Annotated in this window: 16 protein-coding genes and 2 pseudogenes; 7 read left to right on the forward strand and 11 right to left on the reverse strand. The window is 59.7% G+C overall.

Annotation, left to right across the window (positions count from 1 at the left end):
- The first annotated feature begins 243 nt into the window (after positions 1-243).
- The 4 genes from TX24_RS28140 to pcaC are packed head-to-tail and all read left to right on the forward strand — an operon-like array spanning position 244 to position 4,125.
- The gene (locus TX24_RS28140) at positions 244-1,539 is read left to right on the forward strand and encodes an MFS family transporter (RefSeq protein WP_003189310.1); all 1,296 of its coding nucleotides are present in this window, start codon (positions 244-246) and stop codon (positions 1,537-1,539) included.
- 10 nt (positions 1,540-1,549) lie between these two features.
- Positions 1,550-2,914, forward strand: a complete 1,365-nt coding sequence (locus TX24_RS28145; RefSeq protein WP_057711893.1) for a 3-carboxy-cis,cis-muconate cycloisomerase — start codon at positions 1,550-1,552, stop codon at positions 2,912-2,914.
- Positions 2,915-2,924: 10 nt separating this feature from the next.
- Positions 2,925-3,716, forward strand: a complete 792-nt coding sequence (gene pcaD / locus TX24_RS28150; protein WP_057711894.1) for a 3-oxoadipate enol-lactonase — start codon at positions 2,925-2,927, stop codon at positions 3,714-3,716.
- 10 nt (positions 3,717-3,726) lie between these two features.
- Positions 3,727-4,125 carry a 4-carboxymuconolactone decarboxylase gene (pcaC, locus tag TX24_RS28155; protein ID WP_003189316.1) on the forward strand — a complete coding sequence of 133 codons (399 nt, stop codon included), beginning with the start codon at positions 3,727-3,729 and terminating at the stop codon, positions 4,123-4,125.
- Positions 4,126-4,256: 131 nt separating this feature from the next.
- Here pcaC and TX24_RS28160 read toward each other — a convergent pair whose 3' ends face one another.
- The 4 genes from TX24_RS28160 to TX24_RS32035 form a co-directional block, all read right to left on the reverse strand.
- On the reverse strand, positions 4,257-5,147 hold the full coding sequence (locus tag TX24_RS28160; RefSeq protein ID WP_057711895.1) for a polysaccharide deacetylase family protein: 891 nt from the start codon (positions 5,145-5,147) through the stop codon (positions 4,257-4,259).
- 164 nt (positions 5,148-5,311) lie between these two features.
- Complete coding sequence (locus TX24_RS32765) at positions 5,312-5,677, reverse strand: M91 family zinc metallopeptidase (protein WP_144020139.1); 366 nt, start codon at positions 5,675-5,677, stop codon at positions 5,312-5,314.
- A gap of 23 nt (positions 5,678-5,700) precedes the next feature.
- Positions 5,701-6,108, reverse strand: a complete 408-nt coding sequence (locus TX24_RS32770; protein WP_003189321.1) for a M91 family zinc metallopeptidase — start codon at positions 6,106-6,108, stop codon at positions 5,701-5,703.
- A gap of 18 nt (positions 6,109-6,126) precedes the next feature.
- Positions 6,127-6,702: a calcium-binding protein gene (locus TX24_RS32035; protein ID WP_157255574.1), complete on the reverse strand. Its 576-nt coding sequence runs from the start codon at positions 6,700-6,702 to the stop codon at positions 6,127-6,129.
- 209 nt (positions 6,703-6,911) lie between these two features.
- Between TX24_RS32035 and TX24_RS31715 the strand changes: the two are divergent.
- Positions 6,912-7,088: pseudogene (locus TX24_RS31715) on the forward strand (carboxymuconolactone decarboxylase family protein); the annotation flags it as partial.
- A 131-nt stretch (positions 7,089-7,219) separates the two neighbouring features.
- Here TX24_RS31715 and TX24_RS32040 read toward each other — a convergent pair.
- The 3 genes and pseudogenes from TX24_RS32040 to TX24_RS28180 all read right to left on the reverse strand — a co-directional run.
- Positions 7,220-7,357: pseudogene (locus tag TX24_RS32040) on the reverse strand (polysaccharide deacetylase family protein); the annotation flags it as partial.
- A gap of 22 nt (positions 7,358-7,379) precedes the next feature.
- Positions 7,380-8,879 (reverse strand): M91 family zinc metallopeptidase, encoded by a 1,500-nt coding sequence (locus TX24_RS28175; protein ID WP_003189329.1) that lies wholly within the window; start codon positions 8,877-8,879, stop codon positions 7,380-7,382.
- Between the two features lie 328 nt (positions 8,880-9,207).
- The gene (locus TX24_RS28180) at positions 9,208-10,458 is read right to left on the reverse strand and encodes an OprD family porin (protein WP_003189333.1); all 1,251 of its coding nucleotides are present in this window, start codon (positions 10,456-10,458) and stop codon (positions 9,208-9,210) included.
- Between the two features lie 251 nt (positions 10,459-10,709).
- On the opposite strand from TX24_RS28180, the gene TX24_RS28185 reads away from it, so the two are divergent.
- The gene (locus TX24_RS28185) at positions 10,710-11,165 is read left to right on the forward strand and encodes a hypothetical protein (RefSeq protein WP_034134941.1); all 456 of its coding nucleotides are present in this window, start codon (positions 10,710-10,712) and stop codon (positions 11,163-11,165) included.
- 82 nt (positions 11,166-11,247) lie between these two features.
- Here the strand turns inward: TX24_RS28185 and adeC are convergent, their stop codons facing one another.
- Genes adeC through TX24_RS28200 form a run of 3 tightly spaced genes read right to left on the reverse strand, consistent with a single transcriptional unit; the run spans position 11,248 to position 17,015 of the window.
- Positions 11,248-12,705 carry an AdeC/AdeK/OprM family multidrug efflux complex outer membrane factor gene (adeC, locus tag TX24_RS28190; RefSeq protein WP_057711896.1) on the reverse strand — a complete coding sequence of 486 codons (1,458 nt, stop codon included), beginning with the start codon at positions 12,703-12,705 and terminating at the stop codon, positions 11,248-11,250.
- A complete protein-coding gene (locus tag TX24_RS28195) occupies positions 12,702-15,863 on the reverse strand; it encodes an efflux RND transporter permease subunit (protein ID WP_057711897.1) in 3,162 nt (1,053 codons plus the stop codon). The genes adeC and TX24_RS28195 overlap by 4 nt, the downstream gene beginning before the upstream one ends.
- Before the next feature lie 3 nt (positions 15,864-15,866).
- Positions 15,867-17,015, reverse strand: coding sequence for an efflux RND transporter periplasmic adaptor subunit (locus tag TX24_RS28200; protein WP_034134944.1), 1,149 nt, complete (start codon positions 17,013-17,015; stop codon positions 15,867-15,869).
- A gap of 265 nt (positions 17,016-17,280) precedes the next feature.
- Between TX24_RS28200 and TX24_RS28205 the strand changes: the two genes are divergently transcribed.
- Positions 17,281-17,913, forward strand: a complete 633-nt coding sequence (locus tag TX24_RS28205) for a TetR family transcriptional regulator (RefSeq protein WP_003189343.1) — start codon at positions 17,281-17,283, stop codon at positions 17,911-17,913.
- Between the two features lie 260 nt (positions 17,914-18,173).
- On the opposite strand, the gene TX24_RS28210 is transcribed toward TX24_RS28205, so the two are convergent.
- Positions 18,174-19,229: an alkene reductase gene (locus TX24_RS28210; RefSeq protein WP_057711898.1), complete on the reverse strand. Its 1,056-nt coding sequence runs from the start codon at positions 19,227-19,229 to the stop codon at positions 18,174-18,176.
- Between the last annotated feature and the right edge of the window lie 4 nt (positions 19,230-19,233).

Genomic DNA, 19,233 nt, shown 5'->3' on the forward strand with positions numbered 1-19,233 from the left:
GATCGTTCCCACGCTCTGCGTGGTAATGCATCCCGTGACGCTCCGCGTCACCCGCGAACGGCAGGACGCGGAGCGTCCCATGCGGCATTCCCACGCAGAGCGTGGGAACGATCATCCAATGTGGGAGCCGGGCTTGCCCGCGATGAGGCCCTCTCAGGCTCCACCTATCCAAAAGTCTGCTTGCGGAACAGGGTTGTTGCAAAGTATGTCTAGGCTATAACCGTTCCCACTGAGTAAAAAAACATGACAACAAAAACCAGCCACTACACCGGAGAAGAACGCAGCAAAAGGATCTTTGCGATTGTCGGTGCGTCCTCCGGCAACCTGGTCGAATGGTTCGACTTCTACGTCTATGCCTTCTGCGCGATTTATTTTGCCCCGGCGTTTTTCCCCTCGGATGACCCTACGGTGCAGTTGCTCAACACCGCCGGTGTGTTTGCCGCCGGGTTCCTGATGCGCCCGATTGGCGGCTGGTTGTTTGGCCGGGTGGCCGACAAGCACGGGCGTAAGAACTCGATGATGATCTCGGTGCTGATGATGTGCGGCGGTTCCCTGGTCATCGCCTTCCTGCCCACCTATAACGACATCGGTGCCTGGGCCCCGGCGTTGCTGTTGGTGGCGCGACTGTTCCAGGGCTTGTCGGTGGGCGGCGAGTACGGCACCACGGCCACCTACATGAGTGAAGTCGCGCTCAAGGGCCAGCGTGGCTTCTTCGCCTCGTTCCAGTACGTGACCCTGATCGGCGGCCAGTTGCTGGCGGTGCTGGTGGTGGTGATCCTGCAACAGGTCCTCACCGAAGAAGAACTGCGCGCCTGGGGCTGGCGCATTCCGTTTGTGATCGGTGCCATAGCTGCCGTGATCTCCCTGCTGCTGCGTCGGACCCTCAAAGAAACCACCAGCAAGGAAATGCGCGAAGACAAGGACGCCGGCAGTATCGTCGCGCTGTTTCGCGACCACGGCAAAGCCTTCATCACGGTGCTGGGCTACACCGCCGGCGGCTCGCTGATTTTCTACACCTTCACCACCTACATGCAGAAGTACCTGGTGAACACCGTGGGCATGCACGCCAAGACCTCGAGCTACATCATGACCGGCGCGCTGTTTCTGTACATGTGCATGCAGCCGTTGTTCGGCATGTTGGCCGACAAGATCGGCCGACGTAATTCGATGCTCTGGTTCGCTGGCCTTGGCACGCTGTTTACCGTGCCAATCCTGCTGACCTTGAAAACCGTGACCAGCCCGTTTCTGGCCTTTGTGCTGATCACCCTGGCCTTGGCGATTGTCAGCTTCTACACCTCCATCAGCGGCCTGGTCAAAGCGGAGATGTTCCCGCCGCAGGTGCGTGCATTGGGCGTGGGCCTGGCGTATGCAGTGGCTAACGCGGTGTTTGGCGGTTCGGCAGAAGTGGTTGCGCTGAGCCTCAAATCCATCGGCATGGAAAACACCTTTTATTGGTACGTCACCGCGATGATGGCGGTGGCCTTCCTGTTCAGCTTGCGCTTGCCGAAACAGGCGGCGTACCTGCATCACGATCTGTAAGGGATGAGTTATGACGTTGCGCACGAGCAATCAACTGTTCGACGCTTATTTCACTGCTGACAGCATGGCCGACGTGTTCTGTGACCAGGGGCGCTTGCAGGGTATGCTGGATTTCGAAGCCGCACTGGCCCGGGCGCAGGCGCGGGTCGGGTTGATTCCCCAGGCCGCCGTCGCACCGATTGCCCAGGCGTGCCTGGCGTCGCTGTATGACGTGGATGCCCTTGGCAGCGCGATTGCCACGGCGGGCAACTCAGCGATTCCATTGGTGAAGGCGTTGGGCAAGTTGATCGCCAGTGAGGACGCCGACGCCGAGCGTTATGTACACCTGGGTGCCACCAGCCAGGACGTGATGGACACCGGCCTGGTGCTGCAACTGCGCCGTGGGGTGGAACTGATCGAGGCCGACCTGGCTCGCCTGGGGGAGGTATTGGCCGCCCAGGCCCAGCGTTACGCCGTCGTGCCGTTGGCCGGGCGCACCTGGTTGCAGCACGCGACGCCGGTCACCCTGGGGATGAAAATCGCCGGTTGGCTGGGCGCGGTGACGCGCAGTCGCCAGCGCCTGGCCGAATTGAAGCCGCGCCTGTTGGTGCTGCAATTTGGCGGCGCATCAGGCACGTTGGCGGCGCTCGGCGAATACGCCATGCCCGTGGCCGAAGCCTTGGCCGCCGAGTTGCAACTGGGCTTGCCGGAACAACCCTGGCACACCCAGCGTGACCGCCTGGTGGAATTTGCCAGCCTGCTTGGCCTGATCGCCGGCAGCCTCGGCAAGTTGGGCCGCGATATCAGCCTGTTGATGCAGACCGAAGCGGCGGAGGTGTTCGAGCCCTCGGCGCCGGGCAAGGGCGGTTCGTCCACCATGCCCCACAAACGCAACCCGGTGGGTGCCGCAGTGTTGATCAGCGCGGCCACCCGTGTACCGGGCCTGGTGGCGACGATGTTCAGCGCCATGCCCCAAGAGCACGAACGCAGCCTGGGCTTGTGGCACGCCGAATGGGAGACCTTGCCGGAGATTTGCCGCTTGGTGTCCGGTGCCTTGCACCAGGCAATTCTGGTCAGTGAAGGGTTGGAAGTGAATGCCGAACGCATGGCACAGAACCTCGACCTGACCCAGGGCCTGGTGCTGGCCGAAGCGGTGAGTATCGTGCTCGCCCAACGCTTGGGCCGCGACACCGCGCACCATCTGCTTGAACAGTGCTGCAAACGTGCGGTCGCCGAGCAGCGCCATTTGCGCGCGGTGCTGGCGGATGAGCCGCACGTCACCGCCGAGTTGTCAGCGGCTGAACTGGACCGCCTGCTCGACCCGGCCCACTACCTGGGCCAGGCGTCCACCTGGGTTACGCGTGCAGTGACCGAACATTTTGCTTTGACTGCCTGAGGAGAACGCTGTGGCTTTTGTACAACTCGCCGAGGGCGAACTGCATTACCAACTCGAGGGGCCCGCCGACGCACCGTTATTGGTGCTGTCCAATTCCCTGGGTACCGACCTGCATATGTGGGATATCCAGATTCCGGCCTTCACCGAGCATTTTCGCGTACTGCGCTTCGACACCCGCGGCCACGGCCAATCCCTGGTGACCGAGGGGCCTTACAGCATTGAGCAACTGGGCCAAGACGTGATCGCACTGCTGGATGCGCTGGATATCCAGAAGGCGCATTTTTGCGGGCTGTCCATGGGCGGCTTGATCGGCCAATGGCTGGGCATTCATGCCGGCGAGCGCCTGCAACGCCTGGTGGTGTGTAACACCGCGGCCAAGATCGGCACGCCCGAGGTGTGGAACCCGCGTATCGAAATGGTCCTGCGTGATGGCGCAGCCGCGATGGTAGCGCTGCGCGATGCGTCGATTGCGCGCTGGTTCACCGCAGATTTCGCCGCCGCCCACCCGCACCAGGCCAAGCAGATCACTGACATGCTCGCGGCCACGTCGCCCGAGGGGTATGCCGCCAACTGCGGCGCTGTGCGCGATGCGGATTTTCGTGAGCAATTGTCCTCGATCAAGGTGCCGACCCTGGTGATTGCCGGCACCGAAGACGCAGTGACGCCGCCAGCCGGTGGCCACTTTATCCAGAGCCATGTGCAGGGTGCCGAGTATGCCGAGTTCTATGCGGCGCACCTGTCCAACGTTCAGGCCGGTGCTGCGTTCAGCGACCGGGTGATCGAATTTCTGCTGGCCCGCTGAGGAGCTATTTGTGGACGAGAAACAACGTTACGCCGAGGGCCTGCAGGTGCGCCGCGAAGTACTGGGCGATGCCCACGTCGACCGCAGCCTCAATGCCCTGACCGAGTTCAACAGCGAGTTCCAGGAAATGATCACCCGCCACGCCTGGGGTGACATCTGGACCCGCCCCGGCCTGCCTCGGCATACCCGCAGCCTGATCACCATCGCGATGCTGATCGGCATGAACCGCAGTGAAGAACTGAAACTGCACCTGCGTGCTGCCGCCAGCAACGGCGTGACCCGCGCCGAGATCAAGGAAGTGCTGATGCAGAGTGCGATCTACTGCGGGATCCCGGCGGCGAATGCGACGTTTCACCTGGCGGAGTCAGTGTGGGATGAGTTGGGTGTGGAGTCTCGCCAACAAGACTGAATATGAAATGCGATCTCCTGTGGGAGCTGGCTTGCCTGCGATTGCGGTGGGCCAGTCAATATTGGGCTGACTGACAGATTGCTATCGCAGGCAAGCCAGCTCCCACAGGGGATCGTCACAGGTTCAGGGCGTTAGTGGGAATCAGCATCCCACAGCCAATTCCACACCCCCGGCAGATGCACCGGCTCGTTCACAGCCTTAACCGTACGTGCCAGCGCTGCACGTTCCAGCGCGGCGTGGTCGGTATAGAACGGCTCTGCCGCTGTCTTCAATCCGTTGACCCGCGCGCTGTCCATTAGGATCTGCAAGTACTCCTGCATATGCCGCGCGGTGTAGCGGTTGATGTCATGGAAGGTCACCACTACCGGAATCACCCCCTCCACCGTCGGCAGCTCACCCAAGGCAATACGCTCGCGCACCACCGACAGTTGCCGATACAGATTGGCGCGCCGACGTGGGCTGGCGTTGAAGCCCCAGATCTTGCCGTCATTGGCACTCAAGTCCGTCAACAGTACCCGCATGCCGTGGCGTTGGTAGGCGGCGAAGGTGCGCTTGTCGTAGTTCCAGAAGGGCGGGCGTACCAGCACAGGTGGCGCGCCCGTGATGGCGGCAATATCCGCAGCACCTTCGGTCAGGGTGTGTTCCAGCGTGGCGTCGTTCAACCAGCGGTGATTGGTGTGAAACGCCGTGGCGGTGTGAAAGGCTAATACATGGTCAGCGGCGAACTCACGTTCCATGGTCTTGCGCCCCCGAGAACTGCCGCCGGAGCGAGCGGCTTCGGTCTGCAGGAAAAACACCGCCTTGATCCCCGGCAGTACCGGGTTATTGGCCAGGTCGGCCACTACCGAGCGGCTCGGGTTGTTGTAGCCTGAGGCACTTGGGCCATCGTCGAAGGTCAGCAGAAAGCGGATCGGCGCCTGGGTTTGCAGGCGTTGCTCGGTCTGTGGCGTCAGGGCGAGGGGCGGGCCGATGCAGCCGCTGAGGCTCAACGCCAGGGCCATTGTGATGGCGAAGGGTTTCATGGTGTGCACGGGCTCGAATAGTGGCCGCTGCAGGGCGAAACTGCAGCGGCAGGCTCGCACGATACAGCAAGATCAACGTTCTGGGGCTATGCCTTGATACAGGTCACCTCCAGATTGATTGCTGCATCGGCTCATGGCGGTGTGTCCGTGTCCGCCGTTAGGTATCAGTAGCCTGTTCGCGGTGGTTTGCCCATTTCCAAATTCAGCGCATTTTCGGTAAACGGCGCCGGGTTGGTGGAGGTGGGCGGGGTGGATGGGTCGTTGTCGAAGTCGAAGGGCGGTGCGTTAGTCGGCAGGCCGATTGCCTGCAGCTCAGAATTTTCCGGTCCAGGGCGCTCAGGGAGCTCTGGAAGTGGGTCGCTGGAGCCGCTTAGGAACGTACCGTTGGCGCCGTTCCAGGCATGTGCCATCTCGTGGTAGAACTGGGCGATCGGTGATGCGTTTGTCTTCCGATTGGACTCGCTCGGATAGTAAAAAATCATACCCTGGTCAGCAGCGGCACCGGCTACTCCGTCGTTTATCACACCCATTTTCGAGTCGTCGTGTGGGATTTTCAACTGTTCGCTGCGCGTGAGTTTTCCAGCTCAGTGGTATTGAACCCATACATGTTAATGAAATCGGATTGCATGATAGTGACCGGCGCACCGTTTCTATCAGCGGCTTTGTCCATCTCCTCCAGCATGACTCTCCCCGCAGGCGAGGAGCGGAGTAACTCAAGATCATCTTCGACCCGTTCTTTGAACACATCCGAGCCTACGATGCTAAACGCTCGCTGACCGGCATCGGTCGGCGTCACCCGGGTGATGGTCGATTGTTCCGTATCTGAAAGACGGTCACCGTTTTTGACGTAGATGCGCGCTGCGTTACCGTTGGCCCACACCCTGTCGAACCCTTTGCCCGTGTAGATAGTCGCTTCGTCGTGGGCGACTATCCGGTCATTGCCTTTGCCGCCATTTATCACCGTATGTCCGTTGCTGGCTTAGAGTCTGTCGTTGCCATCACCGCCATCCAAGTAACTTTTTTTAGTCGTCGGGCCAGCCCCCGCATACAAAACGTCCTTGCCCTGGTTACCGTACATCACCCCGTTTCCTGTAACGCCGATCAAGGTGTCGTTACCCTCGTTGCCTTCGGCATAACCGGCGCCACTGCCCAATCGGATATGGTCTCTGCGACGTCCCCCATAAACGGTGGTCGTGCCGCTGCTGGCATGAACCGTGTCATTGCCATCGCCCGCGTGGATCGTGACCGCGGCGGTGACAGTGGGGTCCAGCGTGATGTTGTCGTTGCCCCCAGCGGTCAAGGTGTTCAGGCTTAAGAACGGCACTGGCGTGTCTTTGGCGGGCGAAGTGTGTGAGGTGGGGGGCGGATTGTTGAGCGTGTAAGTCTGATCATTCACCGACACGCTCAGCCGGCGGTCGGCGTGCTGGCTGATATGGATAACGTCCGAAGCGTCACCCGTTTCCAGCGTCAGAATAGTGGCAGTGTGTTGCGGGTTATTGGGGTCTCTGTAGGAGGTTCGAATTTCCTGGGTAACCTTCAGGTTGCCGTTCTCCACCAGCACCTCTGTATTGGATCGCAGGTAGCTGCTGCCAGTGGCAGGAGGAGGGGGCGCCTCCGGTGAGATGGGCGGTGTAATGACGGGTAGGGCGATGGGGGACGCTGAGTTCATTGAACGTTACCTGCTCGTTTGACGTGGGTTAGTGTTCCCGGCCCTACGTGTCGCCAAGGCCAAGACATCCATCAGTCGTACGCCCTGAGTGAATTGAAGAGCTGAAACTGCACCTGCGTGCTGCCGCCAGCAACGGCGTGACCCGCGCTGAGATCAAGGAAGTGCTGATGCAGAGTGCGATCTACTGCGGGATCCCGGCAGCGAATGCGACGTTTCACCTGGCGGAGTCAGTGTGGGATGAATTGGGTGTGGAGTCCCGCCAACAAGACTGAATATGAAATGCGATCTCCTGTGGGAGCTGGCTTGCCTGCGATTGCGGTGGGCCAGTCAATATTGGGCTGACTGACAGATTGCTATCGCAGGCAAGCCAGCTCCCACAGGGGATCGTCACAGGTTCAGGGCGTTAGTGGGAATCAGCATCCCACAGCCAATTCCACACCCCCGGCAGATGCACCGGCTCGTTCACAGCCTTGACCGTACGGGCCAGCGCTGCACGTTCCAGCGCGGTGTAGCGGTTGATGTCATGGAAGGTCACCACCACCGTTTACGTCAACTTTCTTGTGTCAGTATTGCATTCGCGGTGGGAGTCCCATTTCCTCGCGCAACGCATTCTCGGTGAATGGGGCCGGGTTCGTGGACGTCGGCGGGGTGGTGGGATCGTTGTCGAAGTCGAAGGGTGGGGCGTTAGTCGGCAAGCCGACAGCCTGCGGTTCGCCATTGGCAGGGCCTGGACTCATAGGGTCACCGGCTGTGCCTGGCAGAAAAGTACCGTTGGCACCGTTCCAGGCGTGTACCATTTCATGGTAGAACGCGACAATTGGAGAGGTGATGTTCTCGTTTTCAAAGGCCAAGATTGAGTTCTGCGCATAGTTAATTGTGCCTTGATCCGCACGGGCGCCAGGCTCCCCATCTTTTATTCCACCCCTCTTCGGGTCGCCCATAGGGATCTTTTTCCGCTCTTGCTCGCTTAATTTTTGCAGCTCACTGCTGTTGAACGTGTAACTGGAACCACCTTTTTTGTCTTCTTCGATGGTGACTGGAGCACCATTTCGCTCAGCCGCTTTATCCATTTCCTCCAGCATTTTGCGCCCCACAGGTGAGGCACGCAGCAGTGCCAGGTCATCTTCGACCCGTTGTTTGAACTCATCCGTACCTACGATTTTAAAAGCTTTTTTACCCGCTTCGCTCGGCTCCGTTCTAGTGATAGTCGATTGCTCTGTGCCTGGCAGGTAATCACTGCTCTGGGCATAAATACGCGCTTTGGTAAGGTTGCCCCAAACGGTATCGGATCCCTTCCCCGTGTACGCGGTGGTATTGGCGTAAGCAACTATTTGGTCATTACCGTCGCCGCCATTGATCACCGTATGCCCGTCGCCAGCGTATAACAGGTCGTCGCCCTCACCCCCATCCAGGTGGCTTTTTTTGTTGGCGGGTCCAGGCCCTGCATACAAACGATCGTTACCCTTGTTCCCGTACATCACGGAGTGTCCCGAACCGCCAATTATCGTGTCGTCACCGTCGTTACCTTCTACGTAGCCGCCGCCTTTACCCAAGCGAATAGTGTCGTTCCCGCGTCCGCCATAAATGTCGGGATTCCCCCCTTCGGTTTGAACGGTGTCATCTCCGTCACCCGCTTCGATCTTTACGTCGACAGTGACGTCAGGGGCCAGGGTGATGTTGTCGTTGCCTGCGCCGCTCTTAATGTGCAGGCTGAATTGAGGTTGTATGCCTTCCGATGATGAACTGTTTGGCGAGGGGTTATTGCCGTTGAAGGTGTATTCCTGCTCATTTACCTTTACACGCAGTGAGCCGTTCGGGTCCTGACTAATATGGATGACGTCCGATTTATCACTCGTTTCGAGTGTCAGGATATTGCCCATGAGCACTGGCTTCTTGGGGTCTCCATGGTGTTCGATGGCCTCCTCACTCGCTTTAAGATTACCGTCATCCACGAGCATCTGTGTCTTTCGGCGAATGAGGTCGTCGCCGGGAGGTGGAGTGTTGTCTGCAAGTGCGGAAGGCGCAGTTACGGGGGGAGCAGTTTGCGGGGCTATCGTAGTCATGGAAGATCACCTCTTGAGCTAAATAGGGTGGCTTGCCCAGTCCTTCGTTGTATTGAAGGCAAGGAGATCAATGAGTTGCATCGATCGAGGTAATCGTTCCCTGCTCGATTGATACCGAGTACTACAGAGGACGGTAAGTAGGCATCAGGTTTTCTGAAGACTGAATAGGCCTTATCAAGTAGGAAAATGGGCTTTCGTTATGGGGGGGAACCGAATAGTCGGTGTTGGAGGTAGTTGGGTGCATGCGATAAAAGAGCGCACAGGCGCACAGGCGCACAACGGTCGCACCGTGTGCGCTTGAACGTTTGGTTATCAAACCGATGGGAATTCACATCAGACTTATGGGATAGCTGACGATCAACCGGTTCTCATCGAACTCGTTGTTGCTGTAATCCCTGCGCATGCTGGAGTTGCGCCAGCGCACGTTGAGGTTTTTCAGGGTGCCGCTCTGCACCGTATAGCCCACCTCGGTCTCGCGGCCCCATTCCTTGCCGTCGGTGACGGTGCCGGTGTGCACGTTACTGCCGCTGATATAGCGGTTCATCAGGGTCAGGCCCGGTACGCCGAGGGCGGCGAAGTTGTAGTCGTGGCGAACCTGCCAGGATTTTTCCTGTGCGTTGTCATAACTGGAGTTGTAGCTGTCGTTGGCCAGGGTGCCGCCACTGGTGCCGTTGACGCGCATCCAGGCACTGTCGCCGGTGAGTTTTTGCAGGCCGACGTAGAAGGTGTTGCCGCCGTACCTGGCTGAGAACAAACCGGACCAGGTTTTGTTGTCCAGGTCTCCGGCGCGAGCGCTGCCGTCTTCCTTGCCGTAAAAGAAGCCCAGGTTGGCGCCCAGGGTCCAGTCGCCTACGGGCTGGCTGTGGATCAGGTTGACGAACTGCTGGCTGTAGATGTCCTTGAGCTGGGCATTCCACACGCCGACTTGGGTGCGTTTGTCGTTGAATGCGTATTCGGCGCCCTGGAAATTGAAGCGGTCGGAGGTGAAGGCGGTTTTGCCGACCATCGACATGTCGCTCATGCTGCCGTCGTCCCGCGGGCTGTTGGCGCGGAATTGGCCGCCATAGAGGGTCAGGCCGTCGATTTCCTTGGAGGTGATCTGCCCGCCACGCAGGGTCTGCGGCAGGGAGCGGCCATCGTCGGAACGCAGAATCGGCAGCACCGGCATCCATTCGCCCACCTTCAGCTCAGTCTTGGAAAAGCGCGCCTTGAATGCCACGCCGAGTCGACCAAACTCATCGGCTGGCCGGCCGTCATGGTCCAGCGGCAGCAACTGCGTGCCGCCCGTGCCACGCCCGCCATCGAGCTTGAGCGAGTACAAACCCAGCACGTCCACACCAAAACCGACTGTGCCTTGGGTGAACCCGGACTTGGCGTCGAGGATGAAACTTTGCGTCCACTCCTGCGCGCCACCCTGGGCTTTGGTCGGGTTGGTGAAGTTGCGGTTGAAGAAGAAGTTACGCAGGTTGAGATTGGCGCTGGCGTCTTCGAGAAAGCCGTGCTCCTGGGCGAAAACGGGCAGCGCAGAACTGGCGACAGCAGCCGCCAGCAACAGCTGGCGCGGTTGGAAAGTGCTCATGGTGTGGACCTGTTGTTATTGGGTTTATGCAGGTGGCGGCCATGGTGCGTGGCGGTGCGGGGGCGATGAAAGTGGGGGAGGGCGGGTTGTGGGCGATGATCGAACGTAATTGTGATGCGCCCGACTCGTCAGCTTCCGGCGCGCAGGGTTAGCTGTCTACTGTCAGGGTTAACAGTAGATCTTCTGATTTCATACGCCTATTTTCGAAAAGGCTGACAGTATCTTTTTTACGTGATCAGGGAGTGAATTCCATGAGCTTTGGATCAGATATGGGTGAGTTTTTAACGTCCTCAAATACGTTCAGGGCGGAATTGATCAGGACGGTGCCAATTCAATTCGATAGTTTTGAGTTGAGCTACATCGAGGGTCACCACTTGCGAATTCGGTTGGGAATCGAAGGCAACCCTGGCTCGAAAAACGAACTGACCCTTGAGGCAGACGGTGATGGACAAGAGCGTGCGTTCAAGCTGAAGGAGAATATGACTTACATCATCGGGCCTGGAGAAGGCCTTATCCGTGCCACGTTTGGGCTTGAAAGCGATGTCGAGTATTCCCCGCAAGAGTATTGGGGCAATTTGAGCGTCAAAAGCATTTCCAGCGATGGGTCTGGCGAGACCTCAATCCATGCCAGTTTTTCATTCGGTTGGACGACGGATGATGGCAAGGACATGGAGGTCAGATGCTCTAAGCTTGAGATCCATACATGAACTTATTTTGATAATGATTAAAACGGCATGACATACAAAAACCGCTTCCGATTAGGGAAGCGGTTTTTTCACACCTGCGCTATCAGAACAACTTCAACGGCGGTGCCTGTTCTTTCAACGGTTCGTTCTTCGCGGTCTGCTCGTTCCAGCCACCGCCGAGGGCCTTGTACAGGTTGACCTCGCTGGTGAGCTGCGCCAGGCGGTCGGTGATCAGCGATTGCTGGGCACTGAACAGTTGGCGCTGGGCGTCGAGGAAGGTCAGGTTGCTGTCGACACCAATGCGGTAGCGACGCTCGGCCAGGCGATAGTAATCCTGGTTAGCCTCGACGAAGCCGCGCTGGGCATCCAGTTGCTGCTTGTAGGTCGCACGCGCGGCGAGGCCGTCGGAGACTTCCTGGAAGCCGGTCTGGATGGCCTTCTCGTAGTTGGCCACGTTGATCTCTTTCTGGATCTTCGAGTAGTCCAGGCTTGCGCGCAGGCTACCGGCGTTGAAGATCGGGATGTTGATCTGCGGGGCAAACGCCCAGGTACCCGAGCCGCCTTTGAACAGGCCGCCCAGGGTTGGGCTGGCGGTACCGGCACTGGCCGTCAGGCTGATGCTCGGGAAGAACGCCGCACGGGCCGCGCCGATATTGGCGTTGGCGGCCTTGAGGTTGTACTCGGCCTGCACAATGTCGGGACGACGTTGCAGCAGGTCCGATGGCAACCCGGCCGGCACTTCGCTGAGCAGGTCATCGGACAGCGGCTTGCTGGCGATATTCGCCGGCAGGCCGGTGCCCAGCAGCAGGGTCAGGCTGTTTTCGTCCTGGGCCACCTGGCGGGTGTAACGGGCCAGTTGCACACGGGCGTTTTCCACCGAGGTGCGCGCCTGGCTGAGGTCGAGGGCCGAGGCCACGCCGACTTCATTGCTGCGCGATGTGAGCTTGTAGCTTTGCTCGAACGCGGCCAGGGTGTCCTGGGTCAGCTTGAGCAGCTCCTTGTCGGCCTGCCAGGTCAGGTAGGCATTCGCCACGCTGGCCACCAGGCTGATTTGGGTGCTGCGCCGTGCTTCTTCAGTGGCGAAGTACTTTTGCAGCGCTTCTTCACTGAGGCTGCGCACGCGGCCGAACAGGTCCAGCTCGTAAGAGCTGATCCCCAGGCCAGCCGAGTATTGGCTGGAGATAGTCGACTCGCCAGTCTGCGACAGCTTCGCCGGGGTGCGCTGGCGGCTGCCGTTGCCGGTGGCCGAGATAGCCGGGAACAGGTCGGCACGCTGGATCTGGTACTGCGCCGCATAGGCGTCGATGTTCAGCGCCGCGACACGCAGGTCACGGTTGTTCACCAACGCGGTCTGGATCAGCTGTTGCAGGGCAGGGTCATGGAAAAACTGCTTCCAGCCTTGCTCGGCAGCGGCCTGGCTCGGCGCCTGGGCCGACGAATACGCCGGCCCCTGCGGGAACTGCGCGGCCACCGGCGCATCGGGACGCTGATAGTCAGGTATCAGCGAGCAGCCACTGAGCACGAATGCGGTGACGGCTAGGGAAAGTAGCGACTTGCTCATTGGCCAGCCTCTTTAGGAGTTTCAGTAGTGTCTTTCTTTTTGCGTTCGCCAGCCGAGGACACGGTTGCGTAGAACAGTGGCACCCAGAAAATGGCAAGCACAGTGGCGGTGATCATACCGCCGATCACGCCGGTACCGATCGCGTGCTGGCTGCCTGAGCCGGCACCGCTGGAAATCGCCAGCGGCAGTACGCCGAGCACGAACGCCATGGACGTCATGATGATCGGGCGCAGACGCATACGGGACGCTTCGATAGCCGCCTCGACGATGCCTTTGCCTTGCTCATGCAGTTCCTTGGCGAATTCCACGATGAGAATGGCGTTTTTCGCCGCCAGGCCCACCGTCACCAACAGGCCCACCTGGAAGAACACGTCGTTGGACAAGCCGCGCATGCTGGTGGCGATCAGTGCACCGATCACACCCAGAGGTACAACCAGAATCACCGCGATCGGGATCGACCAGCTTTCGTACAGCGCCGCCAGGCACAAGAACACGACCAGCAGCGACAGTGCGTACAGTGCTGGCGCCTGGGAACCGGAAAGGCGTTCTTCGTACGACAGGCCTGTCCAGGCGTAACCGACACCGGCCGGCAGTTCTTTGGCGATGCGTTCGACTTCGGCCATCGCATCACCGGTACTGTAGCCCGGTGCCGGGGTACCGAGGATTTCCATCGCCGCTACACCGTTGTATCGCGAAAGCTTGGGCGAACCGTAGATCCACTGGCCCGACGAGATGGCCGACAGCGGCACCATTTTCCCGTCGTTGCTGCGCACGTACCATTTGTCCAGGTCTTCGGGCGACATGCGGCTGGCGGCGTCACCTTGTACATACACCTTCTTCACGCGACCACGGTCGATGAAGTCGTTGATGTAGCTACCACCCAAGGCAATGGCCAGGGTCTGCTGGATATCCGCGAGGCTGATGCCCTGGGCACTGGCCTTCTCGTCGTCAACGGTCAGCTCGTACTGCGGCTCGTCGTTCACGCCGTTAGGACGTACGCCGGCCAGCACCTTGCTCTGTGCTGCCGCGCCCAGGAACTGGTTACGTGCAGCCATCAGCTTGTCGTGGCCGACGCCACCCTGGTCTTGCAGGAACACGTCAAAACCGGTGGCGTTACCCAGCTCCAGTACCGAAGGTGGCACGATGGCAAATACCATGGCGTCCTTGAAGGCCCCGAAGAAGTAACCCTGGGCACGCTTGGCCACTTCGAACACCGATTGGGTCGAGTCACGCTCATCCCACGGTTTGAGCATCACGAACGCGAGACCCGAGCTCTGGCCACGGCCAGCAAAGTTGAAGCCGTTCACGGTAAACACCGACTTCACCGCCTTGCCTTCGCCTGGCTCGCCTTCCTTGTCGTTCAGCAGGAAGGCGCGCATGTCGTCGACGACTTTTTGCGTGCGCTCAGCCGAAGCACCAACCGGTGTCTGCACCTGGGCGAAGATCACACCCTGGTCTTCCTCAGGCAGGAACGCGCTTGGAATACGGGTGAACATCCAGATCATGCCGACCAGGATCAGCGCATACACCAGGAACGCCGGGATCTTGTGCTTGATCATGTTACCCACGCCGCGCTCGTACTTGAGTACGCCGCTGTCGAAGGTGCGGTTGAACCAGCCGAAGAAGCCGCGCTTGGGCTGGCCGTGTTTTTCCGGATCAATCGGCTTGAGCATGGTGGCGCACAAAGCCGGGGTAAAGATAAGGGCAACCAGCACCGACAACGCCATCGCCGAAACAATGGTGATGGAGAACTGCCGGTAGATCACACCGGTGGAACCACCGAAGAATGCCATCGGCAGCAGTACCGCCGACAGTACCAGGGCAATACCCACCAGGGCGCCCTGGATCTGGCCCATGGACTTGATCGTTGCTTCCTTGGGCGACAGGTGTTCCTCGGCCATTACCCGTTCGACGTTTTCCACCACAACGATGGCATCGTCCACCAGCAAGCCGATGGCCAGGATCATGCCGAACATGGTCAGGGTGTTGATGGTGAAGCCGCACGCCGCCATGATCCCGAAGGTACCCAGCAATACCACCGGTACGGTCATGGTGGTGATGATGGTGGCACGGAAGTTCTGCAGGAACAGGAACATCACCAGGAACACCAGCACGATCGCTTCGACCAGGGTGTGAACCACACCGGAGATCGATTCGGTCACGACCGGCGTAGTGTCATAGGGCACCACCGCCTTCATGCCAGGCGGGAAGAACGGCTCCAGGGACTTGACTGTTTCGCGGATGGCCTTGCCGGTGTCCAGTGCGTTGGCACCGGCCGCCAGCTTGATCGCCATACCCGAGGCCGGCTTGCCGTTGAACTGTGCACTGATGCTGTAGTTCTGGCCGCCCAGTTCGATACGCGCGACATCACCCAGGCGAACCTGGGAGCCGTCGGTGTTCACCTTCATCAGGATCTTGGCGAATTCCTCGGTGCTTTGCAGGCGCGTCTTGCCGATGATCGTGGCGTTCAGCTGGGTGCCGGGCAGGGCAGGCAGGCCGCCCAGTTGGCCGGTGGCCACCTGCACGTTCTGGGCCTTGATGGCATTGCTGACGTCCACTGGCGTGAGCTGGTAGTTGTTCAGTTTGGCCGGGTCGAGCCAGATACGCATGGCGTACTGCGAACCGAACACCTGGAAGTCACCCACCCCCGCGGTACGGGAGATCGGGTCCTGGATGTTGGACACGATGTAGTTGGAGAGGTCGTCCTTGGTCATGCTGCCGTCTTCCGACACCAGACCGATCACCATCAGGAAGTTCTTCACCGACTTGGTCACACGGATACCCTGTTGCTGCACTTCTTGCGGCAGCAGTGGGGTGGCCAGGTTCAGCTTGTTCTGTACCTGGACCTGGGCGATATCCGGGTTGGTACCCTGGTTGAACGTCACGGTGATGGTCATGCTGCCGTCGGAGTTACTGTCCGAGGAGACATAACGCAGGTTGTCGATACCGTTGAGCTGTTGCTCGATGACCTGCACCACGGTGTCCTGCACGGTTTGTGCGGACGCGCCTGGGTAGGTCACCTGGATATCAATGGCCGTTGGCGCAATGGCCGGGTATTGGTTGATGGGCAACTTCAGGATCGAGAGTGCCCCGACCAGCATGATCACCAGGGCAATTACCCAGGCGAAAATGGGACGGTCGATAAAAAATTTCGACATGGATTACTCCCCTTGACCAGCAGCGGCAGCAGGCGCTGCGGCAGTACCGGCGGGTTTAGCGTTGGAGGCTTCCGTGACCTTCACCTCGGCGCCTGGCTTGACGTACTGCAAGCCTTCGGTGATGACGCGATCACCGGCATTGAGGCCTTTTTCCACCAGCCAGTAGGCACCGGCGGTACGGTTGGCAACCAGTTCACGTTGCTCGACCTTGTTGTCCTTGTTCACGATCAGCGCCGTCGGAATGCCGCGCAGGTCACGGGTCACGCCTTGTTGCGGAGCCAGGATGGCCTTGCTGTTCACACCGGCCAGCAACTGGGCGTGTACGAACATGCCCGGCAGCAGCACGTGGTCAGGGTTGGGGAACACGGCACGCAGGGTCACGGAACCGGTGGTCTGGTCGACCGACACTTCGGAGAACTCGAGCTTGCCGTCCTGGGCGTAGGCCGTGCCGTCTTCCAGGGTCAGCTTGACCTTGGCGGCGTTTTCGCCGGCCTTCTCCAGCTGGCCGCTTTCCAGGTCGCGGCGCAGTTTCAGCATTTCAGCCGAGGACTGCGTGACGTCGACGTAGATCGGGTCCAGTTGCTGAATCACGGCCATGGCATCGGCCTGGCCATTGCTGACCAGTGCGCCTTCGGTCACCGAAGAACGACCAATACGCCCGGAGATCGGCGCAAACACTTTGGTGTAGCGCACGTTGATCTGGGCGGTTTGAACGTTTGCTTCGGCGGTCATGCGGTTGGCGACGGCAGTGTCGTATTCCTGACGGCTGACGGCCTGTTCATCGACCAACTGCTTGTAGCGGTCGCTGATGGACTTGGTCTGGGACAGGCTGGCTTGTGCGCTTTTCAGGGTGGCCTCATACACCGACGGGTCGATCTGGTAGAGCTGTTGCCCTTCCTTCACGTCGGCGCCTTCCTTGAACAGGCGCTTGAGAATGATGCCGTTGACCTGAGGCCGGACTTCCGCGATGCGAAAGGCCGTGGTGCGGCCTGGCAGCTCGGTGGTCAGGGTATAGGCTTGCGGTTGAATGGTGACCACGCCGACCTGAGGGGTTTGAGCGGGCGGTGCCGCTTCTTCCTTTTTACATCCGCTGAGCAGCGATGCCAGGGCGACGGCAGTGACCAGAGCGGTAACAGCTGGCTTAAGTTGCATGAAGATCCTCGGGTCAGGCGCGCAGAGTGCGCACAAGAAGTGTGGAAGGGTAAAAAACAAGCCGTGAGTGGATAAGTAGCTTGCTACGCAATATACTTACGTTCATGGTTGTTTGTAAACTCTTGACAGGCTTCGCGCAATGTTGACAAAGCACTGCCGCAAGCCTCGATTCTAGTACGTTCGGCGCCCATGACGGCGTCGTCCCACAATTATTCAGATGACGGTCAAGTACCGTCCACAGTGTCCCGATTGAGGTTTTACTGCCATGGTTCGTCGCACCAAAGAGGAAGCTCAGGAAACGCGCAACCAGATTCTCCAAGCCGCCGAGCAAGCCTTTTATGAGCGTGGCGTGGCGCGTACCACCCTGGCGGATATCGCCGCGCTGGCGGGCGTGACGCGCGGGGCTATCTATTGGCATTTCAGCAATAAGTCCGATTTGCTCCAGGCCTTGCTCGACACGCTGCACGAACCTCTGGACGAATTGGCCCGGGCGAGTGAAAGCGAGGATGAAGTCGACCCGCTGGGCTGTATGCGCAAGCTGCTGATTCATCTCTACCATGAAGTGGCCCTGGACCCGAAAACCCGGCGCATCAACGAGATTCTGTTTCATAAGTGCGAGTTCACCGATGAAATGTGCGACATGCGCCGCCAGCGCCAGACCCACAGCCTGGAATGCAACCTGCGTATCAGCCTGACGTTGCGTAACGCGGTCAATCGCGGGCAACTGCCTGAAAATCTCGACACCACCCGTGGGGCTGTCTGCATACATGCCTTTATCCACGGTTTGATCGGCCAGTGGCTGCTGGTCCCCGATAGCTTTGAACTGCATCAGGACGCCGAGCGCTGGGCTGATATAGGGCTGGACATGCTGCGCCTGAGCCCCAGCCTGCGCAATTGAAACAAAATGCGTAATTGCAACCCGTTGTGTCAACAGTAAAGCCTAAAGACGGTCAATCGTCCTTCTGCCTGATTTGTGGGATGACTTTATATACGGCATGGCGGGCGGTTGATAGGTAGCCGGCTAAGTATTTTGTAGCGATATTGTTGCCGTTCTGTGAAGCGATGTTTCCAGGGGGCACAAATGTGGGAGGGAGACTTGCCCCTGACACTGTAGGAGCGAGCTTGCTCGCTCCTACAGTATTGGGTTTGCGGGTTACGTTAGATCGGCAGCGTCGGGTAGTCGATATAACCCACCGGGCCTTTGCCATAGAAGGTTTCCGGGTGCGGCTCGTTCAACGGTGCATCAGCCTTCAGTCGCGCCGGCAGATCCGGGTTGGCGATGAAAGGAATACCGAAGGCCACTGCGTCCGCCTTGCCCGCCGCCAGCCAGGCATTGGCGCTGTCTTTGGTGAAGCGTTCGTTGGCGATGTACGCACCGCCGAAGGCTTTTTTCAGCTGTGGGCCAAGGCTGTCTGCGCCTTCTTTTTCGCGCGAGCAGATGAACGCGATGCTGCGCTTGCCCAGTTCGCTGGCGACGTAGGTGAAGGTCTCGGCGAGGTTGTCGTCGCCCATGTCATGAGCATCAGCACGCGGTGCCAGGTGCACGCCTACGCGGCCGGCGCCCCAGACTTCGATGGCGGCGTCGGTGACTTCCAGCAACAGGCGCGCACGGTTTTCCAGGGAGCCACCGTACTGGTCGGTGCGCTGGTTGGTGCTGCTTTGCAGGAACTGGTCGAGCAGGTAGCCGTTGGCGCCGTGGATTTCCACGCCGTCGAAACCGGCAGCCTTGGCGTTCTCGGCGCCGGTGCGGTAAGCGTCGACGATGTCGGCGATTTCAGCGGTTTCCAGGGCGCGCGGGGTAGGGTAGTCGGCCAGGGGGCGAACCAGGCTGACGTGGCCTTTGGCTTGGACCGCACTCGGCGCCACCGGGGTTTCGCCGTTCAGGTAGGACTCGTGGGAAATGCGGCCGACGTGCCACAGTTGCAGGAAGATCTTGCCGCCCGCGCCATGCACGGCCTTGGTGATGTTGGCCCAGCCGCGCACCTGGTCGTTGGACCAGATGCCGGGGGTGTCCGGGTAGCCCACGCCCATCGGCGTCACGGAAGTGGCTTCGCTGAGGATCAGCCCGGCGGAGGCGCGTTGCACGTAGTACTCGGCCATCAGCGCATTGGGCACGCGCCCGGCATCCGCGCGGCAGCGGGTCAGCGGCGCCATGATGATGCGGTTCGACAGGTGCACATCGCCCAGTGTGATCGGATCGAAAATAGTCGTCATGGAA

It is taken from the genome of Pseudomonas lactis (genome assembly GCF_001439845.1).
In the GTDB taxonomy this organism is placed as follows: domain Bacteria; phylum Pseudomonadota; class Gammaproteobacteria; order Pseudomonadales; family Pseudomonadaceae; genus Aquipseudomonas; species Aquipseudomonas lactis.